The sequence below is a fragment of the Streptomyces sp. NPDC058741 genome, assembly GCF_042746715.1.
GTDB lineage: Bacteria > Actinomycetota > Actinomycetes > Streptomycetales > Streptomycetaceae > Streptomyces.
On record NZ_JBHYQH010000019.1, the window covers coordinates 101,503 to 123,595 of the forward strand.

18 protein-coding genes and 4 pseudogenes are annotated in these 22,093 nt (G+C 72.8%); 11 read left to right on the forward strand and 11 right to left on the reverse strand.

Annotated elements, in window-relative coordinates; all coding sequences use genetic code 11:
- Positions 1-9: 9 nt before the first annotated feature.
- Positions 10-465 (forward strand): annotated as a pseudogene (locus ACFW6P_RS17790) (MsnO8 family LLM class oxidoreductase); the annotation flags it as partial.
- A pseudogene (locus ACFW6P_RS17795) lies at positions 456-740 on the forward strand (ABC transporter); the annotation flags it as partial. The pseudogenes ACFW6P_RS17790 and ACFW6P_RS17795, both read left to right, overlap by 10 nt.
- Here ACFW6P_RS17795 and ACFW6P_RS17800 read toward each other — a convergent pair.
- From ACFW6P_RS17800 to ACFW6P_RS17820, 5 genes are all read right to left on the reverse strand, one after another.
- Positions 730-1,797: a lysophospholipid acyltransferase family protein gene (locus ACFW6P_RS17800; protein ID WP_386424074.1), complete on the reverse strand. Its 1,068-nt coding sequence runs from the start codon at positions 1,795-1,797 to the stop codon at positions 730-732. The pseudogene ACFW6P_RS17795 and the gene ACFW6P_RS17800 sit on opposite strands and share 11 nt — an antisense overlap.
- A gap of 16 nt (positions 1,798-1,813) precedes the next feature.
- Positions 1,814-2,584: a GNAT family N-acetyltransferase gene (locus tag ACFW6P_RS17805; protein WP_386353060.1), complete on the reverse strand. Its 771-nt coding sequence runs from the start codon at positions 2,582-2,584 to the stop codon at positions 1,814-1,816.
- A gap of 247 nt (positions 2,585-2,831) precedes the next feature.
- Positions 2,832-3,581, reverse strand: a complete 750-nt coding sequence (locus ACFW6P_RS17810) for a succinate dehydrogenase/fumarate reductase iron-sulfur subunit (RefSeq protein ID WP_386353057.1) — start codon at positions 3,579-3,581, stop codon at positions 2,832-2,834.
- A complete protein-coding gene (locus tag ACFW6P_RS17815; protein ID WP_386353054.1) occupies positions 3,578-5,527 on the reverse strand; it encodes a fumarate reductase/succinate dehydrogenase flavoprotein subunit in 1,950 nt (649 codons plus the stop codon). Before ACFW6P_RS17815 ends, ACFW6P_RS17810 begins: the two co-directional genes overlap by 4 nt.
- A gap of 1 nt (position 5,528) precedes the next feature.
- On the reverse strand, positions 5,529-6,200 hold the full coding sequence (locus ACFW6P_RS17820) for a succinate dehydrogenase (RefSeq protein ID WP_386424075.1): 672 nt from the start codon (positions 6,198-6,200) through the stop codon (positions 5,529-5,531).
- Between the two features lie 119 nt (positions 6,201-6,319).
- Here ACFW6P_RS17820 and ACFW6P_RS17825 point away from each other — a divergent pair, with 119 nt between their 5' ends.
- Positions 6,320-7,204 carry a LysR family transcriptional regulator gene (locus tag ACFW6P_RS17825; RefSeq protein WP_386353048.1) on the forward strand — a complete coding sequence of 295 codons (885 nt, stop codon included), beginning with the start codon at positions 6,320-6,322 and terminating at the stop codon, positions 7,202-7,204.
- 361 nt (positions 7,205-7,565) lie between these two features.
- Here ACFW6P_RS17825 and ACFW6P_RS17830 read toward each other — a convergent pair whose 3' ends face one another.
- The 3 genes from ACFW6P_RS17830 to ACFW6P_RS17840 all read right to left on the reverse strand — a co-directional run bounded on the left by ACFW6P_RS17830 (position 7,566) and on the right by ACFW6P_RS17840 (position 11,815).
- On the reverse strand, positions 7,566-9,707 hold the full coding sequence (locus ACFW6P_RS17830) for a putative bifunctional diguanylate cyclase/phosphodiesterase (protein WP_386353045.1): 2,142 nt from the start codon (positions 9,705-9,707) through the stop codon (positions 7,566-7,568).
- A complete protein-coding gene (locus ACFW6P_RS17835) occupies positions 9,704-10,516 on the reverse strand; it encodes an SAM-dependent methyltransferase (RefSeq protein WP_386353042.1) in 813 nt (270 codons plus the stop codon). Before ACFW6P_RS17835 ends, ACFW6P_RS17830 begins: the two co-directional genes overlap by 4 nt.
- Positions 10,517-10,846: 330 nt before the next feature.
- Entirely contained in the window at positions 10,847-11,815 is a 969-nt protein-coding gene (locus ACFW6P_RS17840) for an SCO0930 family lipoprotein (protein ID WP_386353039.1), read from the reverse strand.
- A gap of 962 nt (positions 11,816-12,777) precedes the next feature.
- Here ACFW6P_RS17840 and ACFW6P_RS17845 point away from each other — a divergent pair.
- Both ACFW6P_RS17845 and ACFW6P_RS17850 read left to right on the forward strand, forming a co-directional pair.
- Positions 12,778-13,543 (forward strand): annotated as a pseudogene (locus ACFW6P_RS17845) (hypothetical protein).
- 222 nt (positions 13,544-13,765) lie between these two features.
- Positions 13,766-14,293: a hypothetical protein gene (locus tag ACFW6P_RS17850; RefSeq protein WP_386353036.1), complete on the forward strand. Its 528-nt coding sequence runs from the start codon at positions 13,766-13,768 to the stop codon at positions 14,291-14,293.
- Positions 14,294-14,408: 115 nt separating this feature from the next.
- Here the strand turns inward: ACFW6P_RS17850 and ACFW6P_RS17855 are convergent, their stop codons facing one another.
- Positions 14,409-14,897: a hypothetical protein gene (locus ACFW6P_RS17855; RefSeq protein ID WP_386353034.1), complete on the reverse strand. Its 489-nt coding sequence runs from the start codon at positions 14,895-14,897 to the stop codon at positions 14,409-14,411.
- A 384-nt stretch (positions 14,898-15,281) separates the two neighbouring features.
- On the opposite strand from ACFW6P_RS17855, the gene ACFW6P_RS17860 reads away from it, so the two are divergent.
- Positions 15,282-15,950 (forward strand): class F sortase, encoded by a 669-nt coding sequence (locus ACFW6P_RS17860; RefSeq protein WP_386353031.1) that lies wholly within the window; start codon positions 15,282-15,284, stop codon positions 15,948-15,950.
- 36 nt (positions 15,951-15,986) lie between these two features.
- On the opposite strand, the gene ACFW6P_RS17865 is transcribed toward ACFW6P_RS17860, so the two are convergent.
- The gene (locus tag ACFW6P_RS17865) at positions 15,987-16,820 is read right to left on the reverse strand and encodes a polysaccharide deacetylase family protein (RefSeq protein WP_386353028.1); all 834 of its coding nucleotides are present in this window, start codon (positions 16,818-16,820) and stop codon (positions 15,987-15,989) included.
- 715 nt (positions 16,821-17,535) lie between these two features.
- Between ACFW6P_RS17865 and ACFW6P_RS17870 the strand changes: the two genes are divergently transcribed.
- Both ACFW6P_RS17870 and ACFW6P_RS17875 read left to right on the forward strand, forming a co-directional pair.
- Positions 17,536-17,997, forward strand: coding sequence for a universal stress protein (locus tag ACFW6P_RS17870; RefSeq protein WP_386353025.1), 462 nt, complete (start codon positions 17,536-17,538; stop codon positions 17,995-17,997).
- Between the two features lie 90 nt (positions 17,998-18,087).
- A pseudogene (locus tag ACFW6P_RS17875) lies at positions 18,088-18,674 on the forward strand (amino acid permease C-terminal domain-containing protein).
- Positions 18,675-18,692: 18 nt separating this feature from the next.
- Here the strand turns inward: ACFW6P_RS17875 and ACFW6P_RS17880 are convergent.
- Positions 18,693-19,847: a CapA family protein gene (locus ACFW6P_RS17880; RefSeq protein WP_386353023.1), complete on the reverse strand. Its 1,155-nt coding sequence runs from the start codon at positions 19,845-19,847 to the stop codon at positions 18,693-18,695.
- Positions 19,848-20,069: 222 nt separating this feature from the next.
- On the opposite strand from ACFW6P_RS17880, the gene ACFW6P_RS17885 reads away from it, so the two are divergent.
- The 3 genes from ACFW6P_RS17885 to ACFW6P_RS17895 all read left to right on the forward strand — a co-directional run bounded on the left by ACFW6P_RS17885 (position 20,070) and on the right by ACFW6P_RS17895 (position 22,087).
- Complete coding sequence (locus tag ACFW6P_RS17885) at positions 20,070-20,615, forward strand: sigma-70 family RNA polymerase sigma factor (protein WP_386353020.1); 546 nt, start codon at positions 20,070-20,072, stop codon at positions 20,613-20,615.
- A gap of 152 nt (positions 20,616-20,767) precedes the next feature.
- Positions 20,768-21,280 (forward strand): hypothetical protein, encoded by a 513-nt coding sequence (locus ACFW6P_RS17890; RefSeq protein ID WP_386353017.1) that lies wholly within the window; start codon positions 20,768-20,770, stop codon positions 21,278-21,280.
- A gap of 150 nt (positions 21,281-21,430) precedes the next feature.
- A complete protein-coding gene (locus tag ACFW6P_RS17895; RefSeq protein ID WP_386353014.1) occupies positions 21,431-22,087 on the forward strand; it encodes a zf-HC2 domain-containing protein in 657 nt (218 codons plus the stop codon).
- The last annotated feature ends 6 nt before the right edge of the window (positions 22,088-22,093 follow it).

The following is a 22,093-nucleotide window of genomic DNA, read 5'->3' on the forward strand; positions in this document are numbered from 1 at the left end:
GAAAGCCGTGTGAGCACCCCGGTCGCCGCGACCCGCTTCTCCGTCCTCGACCGCTCCCGCACCCGGGAGGGGCACACCCACCCCGAGGCGCTGCGTGACACCGTCCGGCTGGCGCGGGAGCTGGAGCGGCTCGGATTCCACCGGGTGTGGGTCTCGGAGCACCACGGGGTCCCCGGCGTGGCCGGTTCCGCGCCGACCGTGCTGGCCGCGGCGGTCGCGGCGGCGACCAGGACGATCCGGGTCGGTACGGGCGGGGTGATGCTGCCGAACCACCGGCCGCTGGTCGTGGCCGAGCAGTTCGGGGTGCTGGAGTCGCTGTTCCCGGGGCGGATCGACATGGGCCTGGGCCGGTCGGTCGGCTTCACGGACGGGGTGCGCGCGGCGCTCGGCCGTGACAAGGGCGACGCGGACGACTTCGAGGCGCAACTGCGGGAGCTGCTCGGCTGGTTCCGCGGCAGCGCGCCCGGCGTGGCCACACCCTGTACCTCCTCGACGAGCCGACGACCGGCCTGCACCCGGCGGACGTCGACGTCCTGACGCGCCAGTTGCACGGCCTGGTCGACGCCGGGCACACCGTGGTCGTCGTGGAGCACGACCTGTCCGTGGTCGCGGGCGCGGACTGGGTGATCGACCTCGGGCCGGGCGGCGGCGACGCGGGGGGACGGATCGTGGCGGCCGGACCGCCGGCCGAGGTGGCGGGAGCGAGGGGCAGCGCCACGGCGCCGTACGTCATGCGGTGAGGGCCCCCCGCGCGGCGGCGGGCGGTTCCCCGGCCGAGTCGAGGGGCGCGGCCCGGCGCGGAGCGGGGATCCGCAGCCGAGGCCGCCCCGGCGACACGGCCGCTTCGGCCGCCCGGGCCAGGGCGCGGCGGTCGCTCCCGCCGCGCGGCACCAGCGCCTCCCTCACCTCGACCTCGGCGACCAGCCCGCGTGCCGAGGCCACCCGCCAGACCGAGGCGAGCAGGGAGTCCTGACCGACGAAGGCCGGGGTCGTGGCGGCGGGTCCGCCGGCGAGCCGGTAGTGCAGCCGTACCGGCCGGACGGGGGCGCCCGCGTCCAGGGCGGCCTGGAAGACGGCCGGGCGGAAACGCCCCTGGGCGCGGCCGCACCAGGTGCTGCCCTCGGGGAAGACCGCGACCGCCTCGCCCGCCCGCAGCGCCCCGGAGATCCGGGCCACCGTCGCGGGCAGCGCGCGGATCCGGTCGCGGTCGACGAACAGGGCCCCGCCGCGCGCGGTCAGCCATCCGGCGACCGGCCAGGCGCGGATCTCCGCCTTGGCGAGCATCCGGGCCGGGCGGACGGCGGCCAGCAGCGGGACGTCCAGCCAGGAGACGTGGTTGGCGACGAGCAGCACCCCGGTATCGGGTGGGACCTCACCGTGGATCCGCACGCGGACGCCCGCGGCCCCGACCACCCAGCGGCACCAGCGGCGGACCAGTCCCGGCGGGACACGGCCGCCGAGGGGGCCCGGCAGGAACGCGGCGGCCAGGTTCACCACCAGTCCGCCGACCAGCAGGACCAGGACGGCGGTCACCCGCAGGACGGAGTACGGCAGGGCCCTGGCCCGTACGGCGGGTTCGACGCAGTTCCGGGGCGTGCAGGGGGCGCTGGGCCGCCACCAGGTACCGGCGTCGGCCGGGTGGGGCGGGGCACCCGCACCCGCACCCGCACCGATCTCATCCCTCGACATCCCGGCCCCCCTGCCGACCGCGCGGACGGGCGCGCCGTCGGCCTCGGCGCCGCGCGTGGGAGCGGTCACCGCGGGAGGGGGCCCGGCGTCGACCGAGGACGTGCTCATGGCCGCCACCCCGTCGTCACGCCGGAACCAGGGAGAGGAAGTGCCGCAGATAGCGCGGGTCGATCCGGCGCATCGACAGCAGCACGTACAGGTCGGCCACCCCGAACTCCGCGTCGTGGGCCGGCTCGCCGCACACCCGGGCACCGAGGCGGAGGTAGCCGCGCAGCAGGGCGGGCAGTTCGACCCGGGTGGCCGGGACGGGGGCGGTCGGCCGCCAGGGGCGCAGTGGCCGTACGCGGTACTCCTCGGGGGCCAGGTGCCTGGCCCGCACCCGGTCCCAGGTCGCGGCGGCGAGCGTGCCGCCGTCGGCCAGCGGGACGGAGCAGCAGCCCGCGAGCCACTCGTGGCCGCGGTCGACCATGTAGCGGGCGATGCCGGCCCAGATCAGGCCGATCACCGCGCCGTCGCGGTGGCCGGGGTGGACGCAGGAGCGGCCCACCTCGACCAGGTCGGGGCGGAGGGAGTCGATCCCGGAGAGGTCGAACTCGCCCTCGGAGTACAGTCGTCCCGCCACCGCCGCGCGCTCCGGGGGCAGCAGCCGGTAGGTGCCGACGACCTGCCCGGACACCTCCTCGCGGACGAGCAGGTGGTCGCAGTACGCGTCGAAGGCGTCGATGTCGTGACCCGGTTGCGGGGTGGACAGCAGGGCCCCCATCTCACCGGCGAAGACGTCGTGCCGCAGCCGCTGGGCGGCGCGCACGTCCTCCTCGTCGCGGGCCAGTCCCACGGTGTAGCGGGTGGGTGCCGCGGGCTGCGGCGGGCGGTCGAGCGTGGGAACACCGGTCATGGCTCTCTCCTGGTCACGGGCCGGTTCGGCGAGGCGGGGGCGGCTGAGCGGTGGCGGGCGGATCCGCCGCCCCTGTTCTCCCGATACCGGCTGACCTTCGCGTGTCGCGCGCGGGGAGAGCGGGTGTGAGGTTGCTGAACGGCTCGCGCGGCCCGGGAGGCGGGGGAAAACCAGACGGGACCGGGATGAGCACCGCTCCCGGTCCCGCCCGTCCGCACCCTCGGCGAACGTCTCTTCCCCCGTGGGGTCAGCGCTTGGCGACCTTGCGGGCCGCCCGCAGCCACTCCTTGTTCATGCTCGTGATGGACATCAGCGGAATGCCCTTCGGGCACGCCGTGGCGCACTCTCCGGCCAGCGTGCAGCCGCCGAAGCCCTCCGCGTCCATCTGCTCCACCATGTCCAGCACCCGTGTCTCCCGCTCGGGAGCGCCCTGCGGCAGCACGTTCAGATGGTTGATCTTGGCGGAGGTGAACAGCATCGCCGCCCCGTTGGGGCAGGCCGCCACGCACGCCCCGCACCCGATGCACTCGGCGTGCTCGAAGGCGAAGTCGGCGTCGGGCTTCGGCACCGGCGTGGCGTGCGCCTCGGGAGCGGCACCGGTCGGCGCGGTGATGTAGCCGCCGGCCTGGATGATCCGGTCGAAGGCCGAGCGGTCGACGACCAGGTCCTTGATCACCGGGAAAGCCGCCGCCCGCCACGGCTCGATGTCGATCGTGTCGCCGTCCCTGAAGGACCGCATGTGCAGCTGGCAGGTCGTGGTGCGCTCGGGACCGTGGGCGTCGCCGTTGATGACGAGCGAACAGGCACCGCAGATGCCCTCACGGCAGTCGTGGTCGAAGGCGACGGGGTCCTCGCCCTTGAGGATGAGCTCCTCGTTGAGCGTGTCGAGCATCTCCAGGAAGGACATGTCGGAGGAGATGCCGTCCACCTCGTACGTGGACATGGCGCCTTCGGCTTCGGCGTTCTTCTGCCGCCAGACGCGCAGGGTGAGCCTCATGCGTAGCTCCGCTGGGTGGGGTGGACGTACTCGAAGACCAGGTCTTCCTTGTGCAGGACCGGGGCCTCGCCGGTGCCGGTGAACTCCCAGGCGGCGGCGTAGGCGAACTCCTCGTCCTTGCGGGCCGCCTCGCCGTCGGGGGTCTGGGACTCCTCGCGGAAGTGGCCGCCGCAGGACTCGGAGCGGTGCAGGGCGTCGAGGCACATCAGCTCGGCGAGCTCCAGGTAGTCGACGATCCGGTTCGCCTTCTCCAGCGACTGGTTGAACTCCTCGCCGGTGCCGGGCACCTTGATCCGCCGCCAGAACTCCTTGCGGATCTGCGGGATGCGTTCCAGCGCCTTGCGCAGACCCGCGTCGGAGCGGGCCATGCCGCAGAACTCCCACATCAGCTCGCCGACCTCGCGGTGGAAGGAGTCCGGGGTGCGGTCGCCGTCGACGGACAGCAGCAGGTTCAGCCGGTCCTGGGTCTCGGCCAGCGCCTCCTGGACGGCGGGGTGGCCGTCGGTCACGGCGCCGCGGTGCGGGGTGCGGGCCAGGTAGTCGTTGATGGTCGCCGGCAGCACGAAGTAGCCGTCGGCGAGGCCCTGCATCAGGGCGGACGCGCCGAGCCGGTTGGCGCCGTGGTCGGAGAAGTTGGCCTCGCCGATCGCGAACAGCCCGGGCACGGTGGTCTGCAGGTCGTAGTCGACCCACAGCCCGCCCATCGTGTAGTGCACGGCGGGGTAGATCCGCATCGGTACCTCGTACGGATCCTCGTCGGTGATCCGCTGGTACATGTCGAAGAGGTTGCCGTACTTGGCCTCGACGGCCTTGCGGCCCATCCGCTCGATGGCGTCGGCGAAGTCGAGGTAGACGCCCTGGCCGCCGGGGCCCACTCCCCTGCCCTCGTCGCAGACGTTCTTCGCGGCGCGGGAGGCGATGTCGCGCGGGACGAGGTTGCCGAAGGACGGGTAGACGCGCTCCAGGTAGTAGTCGCGCTCGTCCTCGGGGATCTCGTTCGGGGGCCGCCGGTCGCCCTTGGCCTTCGGCACCCAGATGCGCCCGTCGTTGCGCAGCGACTCGCTCATCAGCGTCAGCTTGGACTGGTGGTCGCCGGTGCGCGGGATGCAGGTGGGGTGGATCTGCGTGAAGCAGGGGTTGGCGAAGTACGCCCCGCGGCGGTGGGCCCGCCAGATCGCGGTGGCGTTGGAGTTCATGGCGTTCGTCGACAGGTAGAAGACGTTTCCGTAGCCGCCCGAGGCGAGCACCACGGCGTCCGCGAAGTACGTGTCGATCTTCCCGGTGATCAGGTCGCGGGCCACGATGCCGCGCGCCCGCCCGTCGACGACGATCAGGTCGAGCATCTCGGTGCGGGGGTGCATCTCGACGTTGCCGGCGGCGATCTGCCGGCTGAGCGCCTGGTAGGCGCCGAGGAGGAGCTGCTGGCCCGTCTGGCCGCGGGCGTAGAAGGTCCGCGAGACCTGGACGCCGCCGAAGGAGCGGGTGTCGAGGAGTCCGCCGTACTCGCGGGCGAACGGCACGCCCTGGGCCACGCACTGGTCGATGATCTCCACCGAGATCTGCGCGAGCCGGTGGACGTTGGACTCGCGGGCGCGGAAGTCGCCGCCCTTGACGGTGTCGTAGAACAGCCGGTGGACGGAGTCGCCGTCGTTGCGGTAGTTCTTCGCCGCGTTGATGCCGCCCTGCGCGGCGATGGAGTGGGCGCGGCGCGGGGAGTCCTGGTAGCAGAACTGGACGACGTGGTAGCCCTGTTCGGCGAGGGTGGCCCCCGCGGATCCGCCCGCCAGGCCCGTCCCGACCACGATCACCGTGTGCTTGCGCCGGTTGGCGGGGTTGACGAGCTTCGCCTCGAAGCGGCGCTTGTCCCAGCGCTCGTGGACGGGACCGGAGGGCGCCTTGGTGTCGGTGACCGGGTCACCGGTCGTGTAGTGGGTGTAGTCGGTCATGTCAGCTCACCACTCCGGTCATGACGGCCACGGGTACGGCGATGAAGCCGGCCGTGAGCAGCAGCGCGAGGATGTCGGCCGTGGCCTTCAGGGCGCGGTCGCGGGTGCGGCTGCCGACGCCGAGGGTCTGGGCGGCGCTCCAGAACCCGTGCCGGATGTGCAGGCCGACGGCGAGCATCGCGACGATGTAGATGGCGTTGCCGTACCAGGTGGAGAAGGTGTCCACGACGTTCTGGTACGGGCGGCCCTCCTGGAAGCCGCCGGAGTGCACGGTGCCGGTGGTCAGGTCGAGGATGTGCCAGACGATGAACAGCGCGAGGATGATCCCGCCCCAGCGCATGGTGCGCGTGGCGTAACCGGCGCGCGGCTTCTTGTGCACGTACCTGCTGGGCCGGGCCTTGATGTCACGGCGGCTGAGCTGGTAGGCGGACACGGCGTGGGCGACGACCGCGACCACGAGCACGACGCGCACCAGCCAGAGCGTCCACTCGTAGTGCATGAACGGCTCGCCGACGGTGCGCAGCCAGTGGGCGTAGTGGTTGAACTCGCCGGCCCCGAAGAAGATCTTCAGGTTCCCGATCATGTGGACGACGAGGTAGAGCAGCATGATCAGACCACTGACCGCCATCACGGTCTTCTTGCCGACGGTGGAGTCCCACACGGAGCGTGCCATGGACGGCCGTCGGTCCGTCCGCGTTGCCAGACCCATGGAACACGACGATACGGACGCGCGGCCGATCGATCCAAGACATGGACTGGCTTGATTCCATAGGCGACGACTATCGTAGGAGGGTGCACTTCACCCAGCTCCAGTACTTCGTGGCCGTCGCCGAGACCCGGCACTTCACCCGCGCCGCCGATCTGGTCCATGTCGCGCAGCCCTCGCTGTCGCAGCAGATCAAGGCGCTGGAGCGGGAGCTGGGCGCGGATCTGTTCCTGCGGGCCCGCGGCAACATCACGCTCACCGACGCCGGGGAGGCCCTGCTGCCGCTGGCCCGGCGCATCCTCGCCGACGCGGACACCGCCCGGCAGGAGGTGCAGGAGCTGGCGCAGCTGCGGCGGGGCCGGGTCCGGCTGGGAGCCACGCCCAGCCTGTGCACGGGCCTGCTGCCGGACGTCCTGCGCGCCTTCCACGACCGCTACCCCGGCATCCGGCTGCTGATCGAGGAGGGCGGTTCGCACGACCTGGTGCGCGAGCTGGCCCGCGGCGCCCTCGACCTGGCCCTGGTGGTCCTGCCGCTGCCGACGCCCGCGCCCGCCCTGACGACGGTGGAGCTGCTGCGCGAGGACCTGGTCGTGGTCTCCTCCCCCGACGCACCGCGCCCCGGCCGGGGTGGTCGTACCGTCCGCGTCGCCGACCTGGAGGGCGAGCGCCTGGTGATGTTCCGGCACGGCTACGACCTGCGCGAGCTGACCGTGGCCGCGTGCCGTGCGGAGGGGTTCGAGCCGGACTTCGCGGTGGAGGGCGGGGAGATGGACGCGGTGCTGGGCTTCGTGCGGGCGGGCCTCGGTCTCGCGGTCGTCCCGCGCATGGTGGCGGCCCGGTCGGGCGGGGGACTGCGCGTCACGCCGCTGACCCGGCCGGGGCTGCACCGCACGATCGCACTGGCCCACCGCAGCGATGTGGCGCCGCCGCGTGCGGCCCGGGAGTTGCAGCGGATGCTGCTGGAGCGGTGAGGCGCCGGCGCCTCACCGACAGCCAGCCTGTGGGAGGACGCCAGGGGCGGGAGTGCGCCGGCCGGACACCGGTCGTGGACGGGTTCGCCGTACCCTGCGGCCAGGATCCGGCCGTCGGGAGCGATCAGGACGTCGGCGGGCGGGCCGAGGCGGCCGCCGGGCCGTCCGGCGGGCCGCGGGAAGGCGCTCACGGCCCGGGACGACCTCCCGGTCCCCGACCAGGCCCCGGACGACCTCCCGGCCGCCACCCAGCCCCCGGACGACCTCCCGGCCGCCGCTCAGCACGCGCGGACGACCGGCCCCCGGACGCGCGGGCTGGGCGCCGGAGCCTGTCCCGCGCGGCGGCCGGCGGTCCGGGGCGTCAGCCCGTCGAGTCCACCAGCGCCAGCTTGTGCAGCCACTCCGGCGGGCCCGGGCGGGCGTAGTACCAGCCCTGGGCCGTGTCGCAGCCAAGGATCCGCAGCTGCTCGGCCTGCGCGCCGGTCTCCACGCCCTCGACCGTCACCGTGAGATCCAGGCTGTGGGCCAGCGAGACAATACCTTTGACGATCTTCAGATCGACCGGGTCCGCGGGGAACTGCTGCATGCTCTGGGTGAAGGACCGGTCCAGCTTCAGGACGCTGACCGGGAGCCGGCGCAGGTTGGCGAGGTTGGAGTAGCCGGTGCCGAAGTCGTCCAGGGCGATGTCGACCCCCATCTCCGCCAGCCGCCGCAGCGGCTTCAGCAGGTCGTCGTCCGCCCCGATCAACGCCGACTCCGTGACCTCCAGGCACAGCGCGTCCGGATCGACACCGGCACGCTCCAGGATGTCGACGGTGTCCTGCACCAGGCCGGGATGCGTCAGCTGGCACGGCGACAGGTTCACGTTGATGCGCAGCGGCCCGGCGTTCGCGCCGCCGTGCAGGTCCCGCCACTCGCGCGCCTGGCGCACGGACTGCTCCAGCACCCACCGCCCCAGCGGCACGATCAGGCCGGTGTGCTCCGCGAGCGGGATGAACCGGTCCGGGCCGAGCACCCCGTGCTGCGGGTGCAGCCAGCGCACCAGCGCCTCGGCCCCGCGCACACTGCCGTCCCCGAGGTTCACCAGCGGCTGGTACTCGATGAAGAACTCGCCGCGCTCCAGGGCCGTCGGCAGCGCCGTGGTCAGCCCGTGCCGGGTGATCGCCCGGGCGTCCGCCTCGGGGTCGGCGAGCTCGAAGCGGTTGCCGCCCGCCGACTTGGCCCGGTACATGGTGATGTCGGCGCTGCGCAGCACCTCGGCCGGGCTGCGCTCCCCGGCCGGACCCTCGACGATGCCGATGCTGCCGCGCACGGTCAGCTCCCGGCCGTCGACGCTGATCGGTGCGAGCAGGGCGTTCATGATGCGGCCCGCGAGCTCGTCGACCTCGCGCTGGGTGTCGGGGCCGGTGGTCAGGGCCACGAACTCGTCGCCGCCGAGCCGCGCCACCATCTCGCCGGGCGCGGTGGCGCAGGACTGCAGCCGGTCGGCGACCTCCACCAGCAGCCGGTCGCCGGCGGCATGGCCGAGGCTGTCGTTGACGGTCTTGAAGCCGTCCAGGTCGAGGTAGCACAGCCCGAACCGCTGGCCCTCCCCGGCGCCCAGCGCCTTCTCCAGGCGCTCGAAGAAGAAGGCGCGGTTGGGCAGCCCGGTCAGGGCGTCGTGCGTGGCCTCGTAGCGCAGGCGCAGGTTGAGCAGCCGCCGCTCGGTGGTGTCCTCCATGAGGGCCAGCTGGTACTGCGGGTTGCCGTCGGCGTCGCGGAGCAGGGAGACCGTCAGATTGGTCCACAGCACCGTCCCGTCGGGGCGGTAGAACGCCTTCTCCAGGTGGTAGTGCTCGCGCTCGCCGCGCACCAGTTCGTCGTAGAGCCGCCAGGTCTGCGGGGCGTCGTCGGGGTGGGTCCAGTCCCTGACGTTGCGGTTGCGCACGGCCTGCTCGGAGACGCCGAACATGCGCAGCAGCGCACCGTTGACCTGCAGGATGTTGCCGTCCAGGTCGGCCATGCCGATGCCTATGGCGGCGCCCTCGAAGACGGCGCGGAAGCGGGCCTCGCTCGCGTGCAGCGCCTGCGCGACGACGCCCTGCGCGCGCAGCGCGGCCTGTGCGACGGACTCCTGCTCTGCCAGGGTCCGCTCGCGCAGGGCCCGGGCGAAGCCGGCGGCCATCGCGTGCTGCAGTCGCGCGGAGCGTGCGCGCAGGTCCTCCCGGTCGCCGTCGCCGCCGCAGTACAGAACCAGGTAGGCGTCCACGCAGTCCAGCGTGCGGCTGAGCGCCTCCGGGTCGGTGCAGTGCGCATCCACGAGGGCTGCGCCGACGGCCTGTGCGGCCTCGGCGTCGAAGGCCCGGGCCAGCAGCGCCCCGCTCAACCGCCGGGCCAGCGGTATCAGTTGCTCCTCGAACTCCGGTCGGGTCGACGACGTCGAGGTCACCGGGAAGACCGCCCGGCTCCAGATCGTCGCGAACCGGCGGAGTCTGCCCTCCGGCCCGTCCGGTTCCGCGATCACGCCGTACGCCCCACGCCCGCGAAGCCGGAGAACGCGTACGGATCCTCGTCCTCCGGTGCGGTGTCGGGCCGCCAGCGCGGCATCGCCACCAGTCCGGGTTCCACCATGTCGTACCCCTCGAAGAACCGCGCGATCTCCTCGCGCGAGCGCATGATCAGCGGACTGCGGATGTCCTTGTACACGTCCACCGCGCCCCCGGCCCGCTCCTGCGGCAGCGGGACCCCCTCGTAGGACGCGTGGGTGAGCACGAGCAGGCTGCCGGGTGCGAGCGCCTCGCCCAGCTCCGCCACCGCCCCGTGCGGGTCGGCCTCGTCCTCCACGAAGTGCAGTATGGCAACGAGAAGCAGCGCCACTGGCCGATTCAGGTCGATCAGCCGCTCCACTTCTGCACTGGCGAGGATCTCGTGGGGCTTGCGGAGGTCGGCGGCGACGACGGCCGCGTCCGCGTTGCCCTCCAGGACCGCCCTGCTGTGTGCCACGGCCACCGGGTCGTGGTCGACGTAGACGACGCGCGCGCCGGGGCGCGCGCTCTGCGCGGCCTCGTGCACGTTGCCGAAGGTGGGTATGCCGGAGCCGATGTCCAGGAACTGCGTGATGCCCTGGTCGGTGGCCCAGCGCACGGCGCGCCGCATGAAGGCCCGGTTCGCCTGCATGACCTTGGGGAGTCCCGGCATGAACTCCATGGCCCGGCGGGCCGCTTCCCGGTCGACCTCGAAGTTGTGCGATCCGCCCAGGTAGTAGTCGTACATCCGGGAGACGCTGGGCACCGAGATGTCGATGCTCCGTGGGGCCCAGGCGGGACGCTCCATCAATCTCTCCAAGGCGTAGGCGATCCGGTGTTCGAGCAGAGGCTACTGATCGCCCGCCAAGGGAGCGACCCGAAACGGAAATTGACCGTCCGTTCCCGGTCACTGCCTGCGGCACGTGCCGAAGTGATACCCGCCCGCCTACCCCTCGAACGTATGACGATCAGTGTTCGAGGCATTCCGGAGCGTTCCGGCGAGGAGAGTGGAAGTACGTTGTCGATTCCATGAGTTCCGGGAGCCCACGACACAATGATCCGCCCCTCCGTGGGGCACGGAGGGGCGGATCGGGTCGGGTTCCGGGTGGACGAGACGATCACCCCCGGGGAGGTTTCTCTACTGCGCCGGAGCGCCGACCGGCTTCCCGTCGGGCCGGACGGCGTACCAGGTGCCGCCGACGCCCTGGCCGTTGGTGTCGCCCGGCGACTTGTCACCGGCGAAGGTGTAGATGGGTGAGCAGTTGATGGTCTGCTGCACGCCCTTTCCGTCGGTCCGGTCGAAGATCATGTAGCCCTTCTTCTGGATGCCCCTGGTGTCGCCGAACTCGACGGGCTCCACGAGCGGCCACTTCTCCAGGCAGGCGCCGGTGCAGTGGGAGACCGGCTTGGGCCAGGCCTCGTCCTTCATGAACCGGTAGACGGTCATGCCCTTCTTGTCGACGACGATCTCACCGAGCTCGGGGTCGTTGCGGGTGGACAGTCCGGCCAGTTCCGTCCCGCCCGCCTCGGCCCCGCCGCCCTGGGCCTTCTTGCCGTCGGGGGCGAGCGCGTACCACTTGCCGCCCACACCCTGGCCCTTGACGTCGCCCGCGTTGACGTCCTTGGCGTAGCGGTAGGCCGGCCAGCCGCCCACGGTGAGCTGCTCGGTGCCGTCGGCCCGGGTGACCGAGCCGAGCAGCGCCTTGTCGATGCCCTCGCCGGCCTCGGCGTCGTCCGCGGGCACCGGTGGCCAGGTCTTGGCGCAGTCGCCGTCGCAGTTCGACTTCGGCGGCTTGTCGGCGTCCTGGTCGAAGCGGTACAGGGTGAGGCCGAGGCTGTCGGTGACCACCTTGCCGACCTGTTCGGTGGTGGAGACGGACAGCTTGCCCGCGGGGTTGGAGGGGCCGGACGGGCTCGGCGCGGCCTGTCCGCCGGGGGCGGCGCCCGCTTCGCTCCCGGTGCCGATGTTTCCGTAGTCCCCGGGCGCGGCCGTGGCTCCCACGTTCTGGCTGGCCGCCGGTGGACTGTCCTGACCGCACGCCGTCGTCAGCGCCAGGACCGCCGCGGCGCTCGCCACGAATGAGGCGCTCCGCCAGGAGGTCTTCATCGTCAACTCCCGAATATCACAAGGGTGTTGCAGCGCCCTACTGCGCCGCCGCACGGTCATGAGTACGCACGGGGGCCGCGTCTGTGTTCAATGACCGGCCGAAATTTCTTTCCGGAACCTGTGACGGGCGCCGCCCGGGGCCACCGACGGTCACCGTCCGACCACACCGGAGCCCCGGCACGGAACGGCACAGAGGAGTCCATCCGGCACCCGCGGGCGAATCCGCCTCTGACCGGCGAGAGCCGCATGTCCCCGTTCGGGGCGATCGCCTCGCACTCCGGCGCGTCCGGCCGGCGCAGGTCTCATGATCTTCGTCGTGCCAGGACTCCTCTCGTCCCAACCCGCCCTCGCCACAAGGGCCTTGGCGGTGGCGGCGCTCACCTGGGACCTCGCCGGCGCACCGGCCGGAGCGGCCGCGGCCGACGCCTGCGCGTACACCTCGACGGAGCCGGGCGGCACGGAGGCGGTGGCGGCCGCCGGGAGCCGGACCCGGCCGGCCGCTCCGTCGTGCGCGCCCCCTCCACCACCCCCCACCTCCACAACGGCTCCCGAGGCCCCGCCGCCGAAGCCCACTCCCCCGCCCACACCCGCCCCCGCTCCCACACCGACACCGCGTCCCGGACCACCGCCGGCACCGAAACCCCGCCCCCGTCCCCGAGCCCTCCGGTCCGGTCCGAGCCGCCGGCCCCGTCCCCGCGACCGGCGCCGCGCCCGGCGGCACCCACCCCACAGCCGGTGCCGAAACCGGTGTCACCGCCGCCCCCGGCACCCTCGATCTCGGCCACTCCCGCGCCGCGCCCGTCCGCGAAACCCGTCCACCTACCCGCGGCACCGCGCCGCGCCGCCGCGGCCCCGCCGGGCGAACGGCGCGCTGTCGCCGCTCACCTTCGTCCTGCTCGTCACCGTGCCCGCGGTGGTCGCCGTGGCCGCGTTGCCTGCGCTGATCCCCCCGGAGGAACCTCTTGCCGGAATGGCTTGTTCTCACCCTCGCGATGCCGGCCGCCTGTGTCGTGGTGGTCGTCATCACGCTCGTACGCCACCGCACGGCGTCCGACGACGAGGCCCCAGCGAGACCCCGGACGTCATCGAGTACATGACGATGTGGATCGGCGTGGTGTACGCCATCGTCCTGGGGCCGGCGATCGCCGGCGTCCGGGAGGGCCGCAGCGCCGCCCAGGACCACCTCCAGGCCGAGGCGACCGCGCTGCACGAGATCTCGGAGCGGGTCCGGGTGTGTCCGCGGGACGTACGCGACCGTGTCCGGGGCGACGTCGAGTCGTATGTGAGCCATGTCGTCACCACCGAGTGGGACACCATGGCCGAACGGGGCGAGGTCACCGAGCGCGGCGACGCGCTGTTCGATCGCGTCCGTGCCGACGTCACCGACTACGAGCCGAGGACCGACTTCGAGGCCCAGGCCTACCAGCCGCTCGTCGACCAGGTGACCGCGGCCGGCCACGCGCGGATCGCACGGGCGGAGTACACCGGGGAGACCATGCCCGGGGTGGTGTGGTTCGGGCTGCTCTCGGGGGCCGTCGTCACCATCGGGATGGTCTTCGCCCCGCAGATCCGCAGAACGACGCGTGAGCTGGTCCTCGCAGGGCCGTTCTCGGCGCTGATCGGCTTCCTGCTGTTCCTCGTCTGGGACTTCGACGCGCCGTACAGCAGAGGTGTGACCGCGCGTCGGCCGACCCGTTCCTGAGGCTCTTCCCGGGCACCGGGGACTGACCGCGCCCCGCACCACGGGTGATCACCGGGGGACACGCGACACGCCGTGGCATCCCCCGGTCGCGTGAGGGGCGTTCCCCCGGGCGGCCCACACGTGTGCCCCGTTCGCGCGACTGCGCGCGCGCCACCGCCTGGGCCTTCTTAGCGTTTCGGGCATCGAGGTGCATTTGTGACGTGAGCGGAACAGGTCCGCTGCTGCCCCTCGGGACCGGAGGATTCACCATGCGCGCGATACGCGTCGCTTCGGCCGTTCTGCTGGGCGCCGGCGCCCTCACCTCCTGCGTACCGGCCGCCGGCGCGGCCATCAAGACCGATTTCGGCTTCAGCGTCGAGCCGTCGACGGTCAGGCCGGGCGGTGAGGTCGCGCTGCGCGTGGTACGCAACCATGCCTGCCGGGGCGAGGCGGCGGTCAACTCGCCGGTCTTCGACATGGTCACGATCCCGCGCCACGAGTCCTGGGCGACGGCCGTCGTGGACTGGGACGCCGAGCCGGGCGCCGTGTACGACGTGCACTTCCAGTGTGACGAGTCGAGCGGCACGGCCCGGCTGACCATCGCCGGCGGCCGTCCGACGCACCACCCCACCCACCACCCGGGGCACCACCCGGACAAGGGTGTGCAGGCCGGTGAGGGCGGCACGCTCGCCGGTTTCGACCTCAAGGAGATCGGCCTGGGCACGGTGCTCATCACCGGTTCGCTCGGCGCCGCCTACCACTTCGCACGCCGCCGCACCGGGGAGGACTCCGCCTGACGGCTCCCCCGCACGCTGCAGGTCCGCGACCCGGCCCCCTGGTGAGGGGGATCCCGGGGCGCGGACCGTTCACGTGCGAGGCGACCGCTCGGGGAAGACCGTGGGAGACAGGGTGTCAGATGCGCCGCTCGGCACGGCGGCGCATCCAGAACACGCCGCCTCCGACGGCCGCCGCGGCCACCAGACCGCCGCCGATGGCGACGTCGGTCGGCGTCGCACCGGTGGTGCTGCTGCCGCCGATGCCACCGCGGACACCGCCGATGACCGAGAAGGCCTGCGGCTTGGTCAGGGACCGGCCGTTGCAGGTGACCGTGACGTCGTACGGCCCCGGGCGGGCGTTGCTGTGGACGGTGGCGGTGCCCTTGGCCATTTCGTTGCGGCCGCCGTGGACGGGCGAGAGCGTCGTCGTGGGGAAGGCGCTCGACGTGGCCGTACCGCCGTGCTTGCAGCCGTCGACCGTGATGGTCAGCTGCCCGCCGCGGGCGATGACGCTCGGCAGCACCATGATGTTGCTGGGCGAGTCCCACGCGACGGCCGCGGGAGCCGAGAGGCCGAGGGCGGCGACCGCCGCTCCGGCGACCGCCAGGGCACGAGTGTTACGCATCTGAACCTCCGCGGAAGACGCCCCGGGGCCCGTTCCCCGGTCGATCGGCGAGAAAGCGCCTCCCAGAAAGACAGTCAGTTGCCGTTGTCGAGGCCGCATTTCGGCAATGGTCCGTCCTGGTGAGGGACGGCACCTCGGGATATCCGCACGATGCCTCATCGCCGCAGGTCACGGGCCGTCAGAAATTCCCCCGGGGCGGCGCCTCGTATGGCGCACCTCAAGGCCCCGGACCGCCCTTCCGCAGCGCGTACGCCCCGGTGGCACCTGTTCCCCGGGTGGGGGCCACCCGTTCGCCGCCGCCCCGTCGCCGCATGTCCACACGGCACTTAGCGTGCTGGTATGCGCGATTGGCACGGCGACGGCCGCGTCGAGAGGGGATGGCGAATGTCTGCGTCCGAGCTTGCCGAGGCGGAGGAGGAGGCGCGCCGCAAGAAGCGCGCCCCGTGGGGCGTGATAGCGCTTGTCCTGCTGACCGGCCTCGCGCTCATCCGGAACGGTTCGGGGGAGTTCGACGAGGGCCCGCCCCAGCCGGCGACGGCGGCAGCGGCGCGGAACCACGTGCCCGGGGCCGCCTTGGCCGATCCCGTGAAGCCCCTTCCGTACGCCCCCCCGGCCCGGGTGAGGATCCCCGCGATCCAGGTGGACGCGCCGATCATCCCGGTGGGCCTGGACGCGGACGGCTGGGTCGGCGCGCCGCCCCCGGAGGACCCCAATCTGGCCGGCTGGTTCACCGGCGCCGTCACCCCGGGCGAGAAGGGCACCTCGGTCGTCGTCGGCCACGTCGACAACCAGCAGGGCCCCGCCGTGTTCTACGGGCTCGGGGCCCTCAAGCAGGGCAACCGCGTCGAGGTCGCCCGCCAGGACGGCAAGACGGCGGTGTTCGAGATCTACGGCATCGAAGTGTTCTCGAAGGACAACTTCCCCGGCGACCGCGTCTACGCGTCCAAGGGAGCGGCCGAGCTGCGGGTCATCACCTGCGGCGGCGGTTTCTCCGAGCAGGACGGCTACGCGGGCAACGTCGTCGCCTTCGCCCGCCTGGTCGAGGTGCGCTGAGCGTCCCCGGCCGGGCGGGCGGCGGCCCGTCGGCTCCTACGCGTAGTGCCGCCGGGGCACCGTGACGTGGTAGCCGGAGTCCAGCAGGTCGGGGAGATACTCCCGCAGGGCCCGCACGCTCTGCGAACGGTCGCCCCCGGCGTCGTGGGAGAGCACCACGACGCCGGGGGCGGCGCCGTTCTCCACGCGCCGTACGATGGAGCGGGTGCCGGGCGTCGACCAGTCCAGGGTGTCGACGGTCCAGGCGAGCGGTTCCATGCCGAGCTCGGCCCCGATCTGGAAGGCGGCGCGGTTCCAGGCGCCGTAGGGGGCCCGGAACCACTCCGGGGCTTCGCCGCAGCAGTCCTCGATGATCTCGCTGGTGCGTTCCATCTGGCTGCGGATCTGCCGCCGGCTGAGGCCGGTGAGCAGCGGGTGGGACCAGGTGTGGTTCCCCACCACGTGCCCTTCGTCGGCCATCCGCGCCAGCAGCTTCCTGCCGCGGGTGGCCATCTCGCCGCACACGAAGAACATCGCGCGGACGTCGTACGTGGCCAGTGTGTCCAGGACGGCCGGGGTGTAGCGGGGGTCGGGGCCGTCGTCGAAGGTCAGCACCATGGTGCGGCCGCGGCCGTCGACCCGCAGGAGCGGTTCGCTGCGGACCAGGGTGCGGTGGGGCGCGGCGCGCGGCGGGCCGTAGCCGGTCAGGGGGTGGAGGCGGTACGCGGAGGACTTCACGGGGCGCCGGACCGGGGAACCCGCGGCCGGGACGGAGCCGTCCGGCCCGTCCCCGGTGACCGCGGCGAGCACGCCGGCCGCGGCGGCCGCTCCCACGGCGCCGACGCCCGCGATCAACGCCCCGCGACGGGTGAGCAACTGATCCTTCTTCATGACTCATCAGTCGCCCGGTGGAAGACCGACGCACCTGTGCAACACCGGTGCGGCGGCACGCTTTCACCCGGCCGGATCAGGCAGAAGGGTCAGCGTGCCGCCCACCAGGCTCACCGGCTTGGCAGTTGGGCTGGTGGGCGGCGTAGTCCCGCGGGAGTCGGATGATCTTGTGCCTGACGATTCGCTTGCCCCTCGGCGCCCTCACCCGCGCGGACGAAGATCCGCACGACGGACTCGGGCACCCGGTAACGGCGCATGTCCCCGGCCCTGCCGTCCTCGTCCGGTTCGGGTTCGACCCTGCAACCGAGCCCCTCGATCGCGGCGGCCAGGGCCCCTTCAACTCCTCGACCCCGGCGAGTTCCTTTCGGAGGTCGGCGAACTGCCGGGTGCCTGCAGCAACATCCGCTCGAGGCGACCACGAGCCTGGTGTGAAATGGGCGGCTGGCCCGGAGGCGGCCTCCGAGCCTGTCCCCCGTCGGCGGAGAGAGGGGTCGGCGGGGCCGGCCCCGTCCCCTCCGGCGGGGCCGGGCACCGCCCTCGACAGCGGCCCACCGGGGCGTGGCGGGCGCTGTCAGCCCTTCGGGTGCCCTTGTCAGCGCCACTTGCGCATCACCGGAACGGAAGGAACCCCTCACCGGCCGGCGCCGGGACCGTGGCGCACCCGTCGGCGCTCCCGCCACGCGGCCGGAACCAGGGCCTCCGATAGCCTCGGGACGTGACGGAACAGCACTCCCGCGGGTTCGAACGGGGCACGGACGGGCCGAAGGTGATCGTGGTCGGGGTGGACGGCTCCGACTCCTCCCTGCGGGCCGCGGCCTACGCCGCCGGCCTGGCCAGGCGGCAGCACGCGCTGCTCGCCGTGGTGTACGTGCAGCCCGTGCCGGCGGCGGGAGCGGCGCTCGGGGCGCCGGTGGCCGACACAACGGACGAGATCGCCGAGGACCTGGTGGCGCAGATCCGGGAGGCGGCCCGGCGGCTCAAGGGGATATTCGAGGTCCGCTGGGAGTTCCACACGTTCCGCGGCGACCCGTACAACGGCCTGGTGAGGGCGGCCGACGAACTCAAGGCGGACGCGGTCGTCGTGGGCGCCTCGGAGCAGGCGGGCCATCGGTTGGTCGGCTCGGTGGCGGTCCGCCTGGTCAAGGCGGGGCGCTGGCCCGTGACCGTCGTGCCGTAGACGGCCCTCGCCCGGTGCTCTCGCGGGGCGTCCGCCTGCGCCATCATGACCCGCCGTCAGGCGGTCGCCGAACGCGAAGAGGTGAGGCACATGGCCGGGATCCGGATGGGTGAGGGGATTCTCCGCAGCAAACCCATCGAGCACATCGAGGAGCCGGAAGCCGGCAGGGGCGCGCGCCTGGAGCGGTCGCTGGGGCTGTGGCAGCTGACCGCCATCGGCGTCGGCGGGATCATCGGCGCGGGCGTCTTCACGCTGGCGGGGACGGTGGCCAACGGTACGGCGGGGCCGGCCGTGCTGGTCTCGTTCCTCATCGCGGGCGTCGCGAGCGCCGCGGCCGCCCTCGCGTCACCCGGATCGCGGGGGTGGCGTCGGCCGCCATCGCCGGGTTCCTGCCGATCGGGGAGGCGGCCGAGCTGACCAACACCGGCATCCTGCCGGCGTTCGTGGTGGTGTGCGCGGCGGTGATCGTGCTGCGCTCCCGGCGGCCCGACCTGCCGCGCACCTTCCGCACCCCGTGGATGCCGGTGGTGCCGCTGCTGGGCATCGTGTTCTCGGTGTGGCTGATCGCGTTCCTGCAGGGGCAGACCTGGGCGCGGTTCGCCGTCTGGTTCCTGGTGGGGCTCGTCGTCCACTTCGGCTACTCCTACCGGCGCTCGGAGCTGGCCGGGCGCCGGTAGGGGCGGGGCGGCCTGCTGCTACTGCCCCATCACCAGTCCGTCCCCGGCCGCGCCGCGGCTGAGGACGACGTCGCGGATGCGGTCGCGGACGGCCCGGACGTCGGCGCCCCGGGCGAGGGCCTTGTTGAGGTTCACGACCCGTCCGGCGTCGACGTCGAAGAACTGCGGGACGAACTCGGCCTTCGTCACCTTCCAGCGCCCGCCGGGCCGGTCGGGTGGTGCGAAGGTGAAGCGGCAGAGGGTGGACTGGTTGCCGCGGGGGTCCTTGACGCCCTCGTGGTTGGTCATCTCGCCGGCGATCTGGTCGCCCATGCCGTAGATCACCCAGGTGCCGTTCACCTTCTCGTAGGCCTGCGGGACGTGGGCGTGGGTGCCGAGGACGAGGTCGATGTCGGGGCGGCCCCCGCTCCGTGCGGCGGTCAGGCCGCGGGCCAGGGCCAGTTGCCGCTCGTCGGGAGCGTCCTGCCACTCGGTGCCCCAGTGCATCGAGACGACGACCACGTCGGCGCCGGCACCGCGCGCGGCCCTGGCGTCTTCGACGATCCGGGCCTCGTCGATGAGGTCGACGGCCCAGGGCTGACCGTCGGGGAGCGGGATGCCGTTGGTGTCGTAGGTGTAGGCGAGGTGGGCGACCTCGGCCCGGCCGGCCCGCAGGACCGTCACCGTGCGGGCCTCCTGCTCGGCGCGCGCCGAGCCGGCGTGCCGTACGCCCGCCCGGTCGAGGGCGTCGAGGGTGCGGCGGATGCCGTCGGCGCCGTCGTCCAGGGTGTGGTTGGAGGCGGTGGAGCAGCCGTCGTAGCCGGTGTGGGCGAGGGCGCGGGCGATCTCCGGCGGGGACTTGAAGGTGGGGTAGCCGGTGTAGTCGCCGTTCGCGCCGTAGACGGTCTCCATGTGGCACAGGGCGATGTCGGCGCGGGAGACGACCGGGCGGATCCCGGAGAGCATCGGCCGGAAGTCGTAGCCGGTGCCGCCGGCGTCGAAGCGGGCCCGGTCGATGATCGTGCGGTGCGGGAGGACGTCGCCGGAGGCGACGAGCGTGAAACCGCGGGCTTCACCGGCGGCCGGGGCCGGGCGTCCGGAGCCGGGTGGTGTGTGGTCGCGGGCCTGGCAGGCGGCGCCTGCGGCGAGGACGACGGTCAGGGCCAGAGCCAGCTGTCGACTGCGTGCGAGCATCCATTCACCCCACTGTGGGCGTTGTGGTCTTATTTACGCACAATCAGGAAAGAAGGCTCTCCCCGCCCCAGGTGGCTCCGACACGCTCATCAGCCCGTCCGGCACCCGCATGGCGGGGCACCCTGACCGTTCGTCGAACCGTTCGTCGACGCGATCGACCGTCCGTCGCACAGCGGGGTACGTGGCCTGTGCCGCGCACGCCCCCTGCGGTGGCATACGGCCATGACGGCCGGATCCACTCTCACGAACGGAACGACCGCCGAGCACGAGCTCGCCGCACTGCAGCGGGAGCACGGCCGGCCCCTCTTCGCGCTGCTGATGCGGCTCTGCGACGGAGACCGGCAACGCGCGGAGGACCTGGTCCAGGAGACGCTGGTGCGCGCCTGGCAGCACCCCGAGGCCCTGCGCGCCGACGACTTCGACTCCGTGCGGCCCTGGCTGATGACGGTCGCGCGGCGGCTCGCGATCGACGCCCGGCGCGCCCGGCAGGCCCGTCCCGCCGAGGTCGGCGACGCGGTGCTGGAGAACGCGCGGGTCATCTCCGACCACGCCGAGCGGGCCGCGGCGGCGCTCGACGTCCGCCGGGCTGTGAAGACACTCACTCCCGAACACCGTGAAGTCCTGGTGCTCGTGTACTTCCAGGGGGCGAGTGTGGCGGAAGCGGCGTCAGCCCTCGGGATTCCGCCCGGTACCGTGAAGTCCCGCGCGTACTACGCGCTGCGCGCCCTGCGCCGGGTGCTTCCCGGATATGCCGCCGACCTGCGATGAAACCGATCGCCGAGTCAAGCCTCCGTAAAGTGCCTTGCCCAGGAACCCGGTTGAGTAATCGGCTGTCCTCATCCGTGTTCCGGATGAGGGCCGCGACGCCCCCGGGGCCCGGCGTCGGGCGACGCGCACGTACCGGAGGAAGGCGGGAAGGGATGCTGCACAGAGGGCAGGGGAGCACGGACGGTTGCGACGGCGAACTGACCGTCCCGATGGCGTGGTTGTACGCCGAGTACATCGCCGACGAGCTGCTGCGGACCGGCGATCTCATGCCGCCGACGTCCTTCGAGTTCCGGGCCGGGCGCGACGCCCTGGCGCTGACCGTCTTCCTGTCGGACACCGACGGGGAGCTGTCCGGCATCCGGGTGCTCACCCAGCTGGAGACCTGGCTGTCGCTGACCGCGTACGACCAGCCGTGGCAGGAGTGGGTGCGCGAGCGGCTGGAGGAGCTCTCCGCCGGGGCGGCGGGGTCGGGGCGGCCCGCGCCGGACGTGGACCTGGCCGAGGAGGCCTGGCGCTGGCTGCAGGAGACGGAGCTGCTCGCGCCGGATCTGAACGCGGTGCCCGGGGGTGCTCCCGTGGCCGGTGAGGACGACGGGCCGAAGGTCTGGACGCCCGCCTGGCAGCTCGGACTGCCCTTGGGACACCTCGCGATCCGTCTTTTCTAGATTCCTGCGGCCCCGACCACTCCGCGGGCCGGAGCGCTCCGAACGCTTTGGTTGCGATTGTGTCACCGGCTTGAGTGATTCCGCTGCCTGGTCCGTACCGGTGGGAGCAAGGACTAACCCCACCCGCACCCAACGGCACGAGGATTCGGCATGAGGTCCCTGGAGAGGCATCGCGACGTCGGCGCCTACGCGCTCGGCGTGCTGGACGAGGCGGAGGCCTTCCGCTTCGAGGACCACCTCATGGAGTGCCCTCGGTGTGCTGCGGAGGTGACGGAACTGGCCGTCACGACAAGGCAGTTGATGCTGTACCGGCGGGCCACTCCCCGGTACGTGCACCCGATGCCGCAGCCCGGTCCGCGCATGCTGGACAGCCTGCTCGCCGAGGTCGCGACGCGGCGCCGGGCCGGCCGCAGGCACCTGCTGTTCGCCCTGGCCGCCTCGGTCGTCCTCGCGGTGTCGGTGCCCGGCGTCGCGATGATGGCCGAGGGGAGCGCCGCGGAGCAGCAGCCGCTGACGGTCGCCGCGACCGACGCCCGTACGGGGGTGTGGGCACAGGTGACGACGGCGGACGAGGGCTCGGGCAGCCAGGTCGAGCTGAAGGTGAAGGACACGGCCGGACCGCGCGCCTGCCATCTGGTCGTCGTCGGCCACGACGGCTCCGAGGAGATCGCGACCAGCTGGCAGGCGCCCGGTCACGACGACCGCCCCCACACGATGAGGGCCGGCACGTCCAAGCATCCGGACGAGATCGCCCGTTACGAGGTCCGCTCGGAGCACGGGGAGGTGCTCGTACGGCTGGAGCGCTGACCCTGC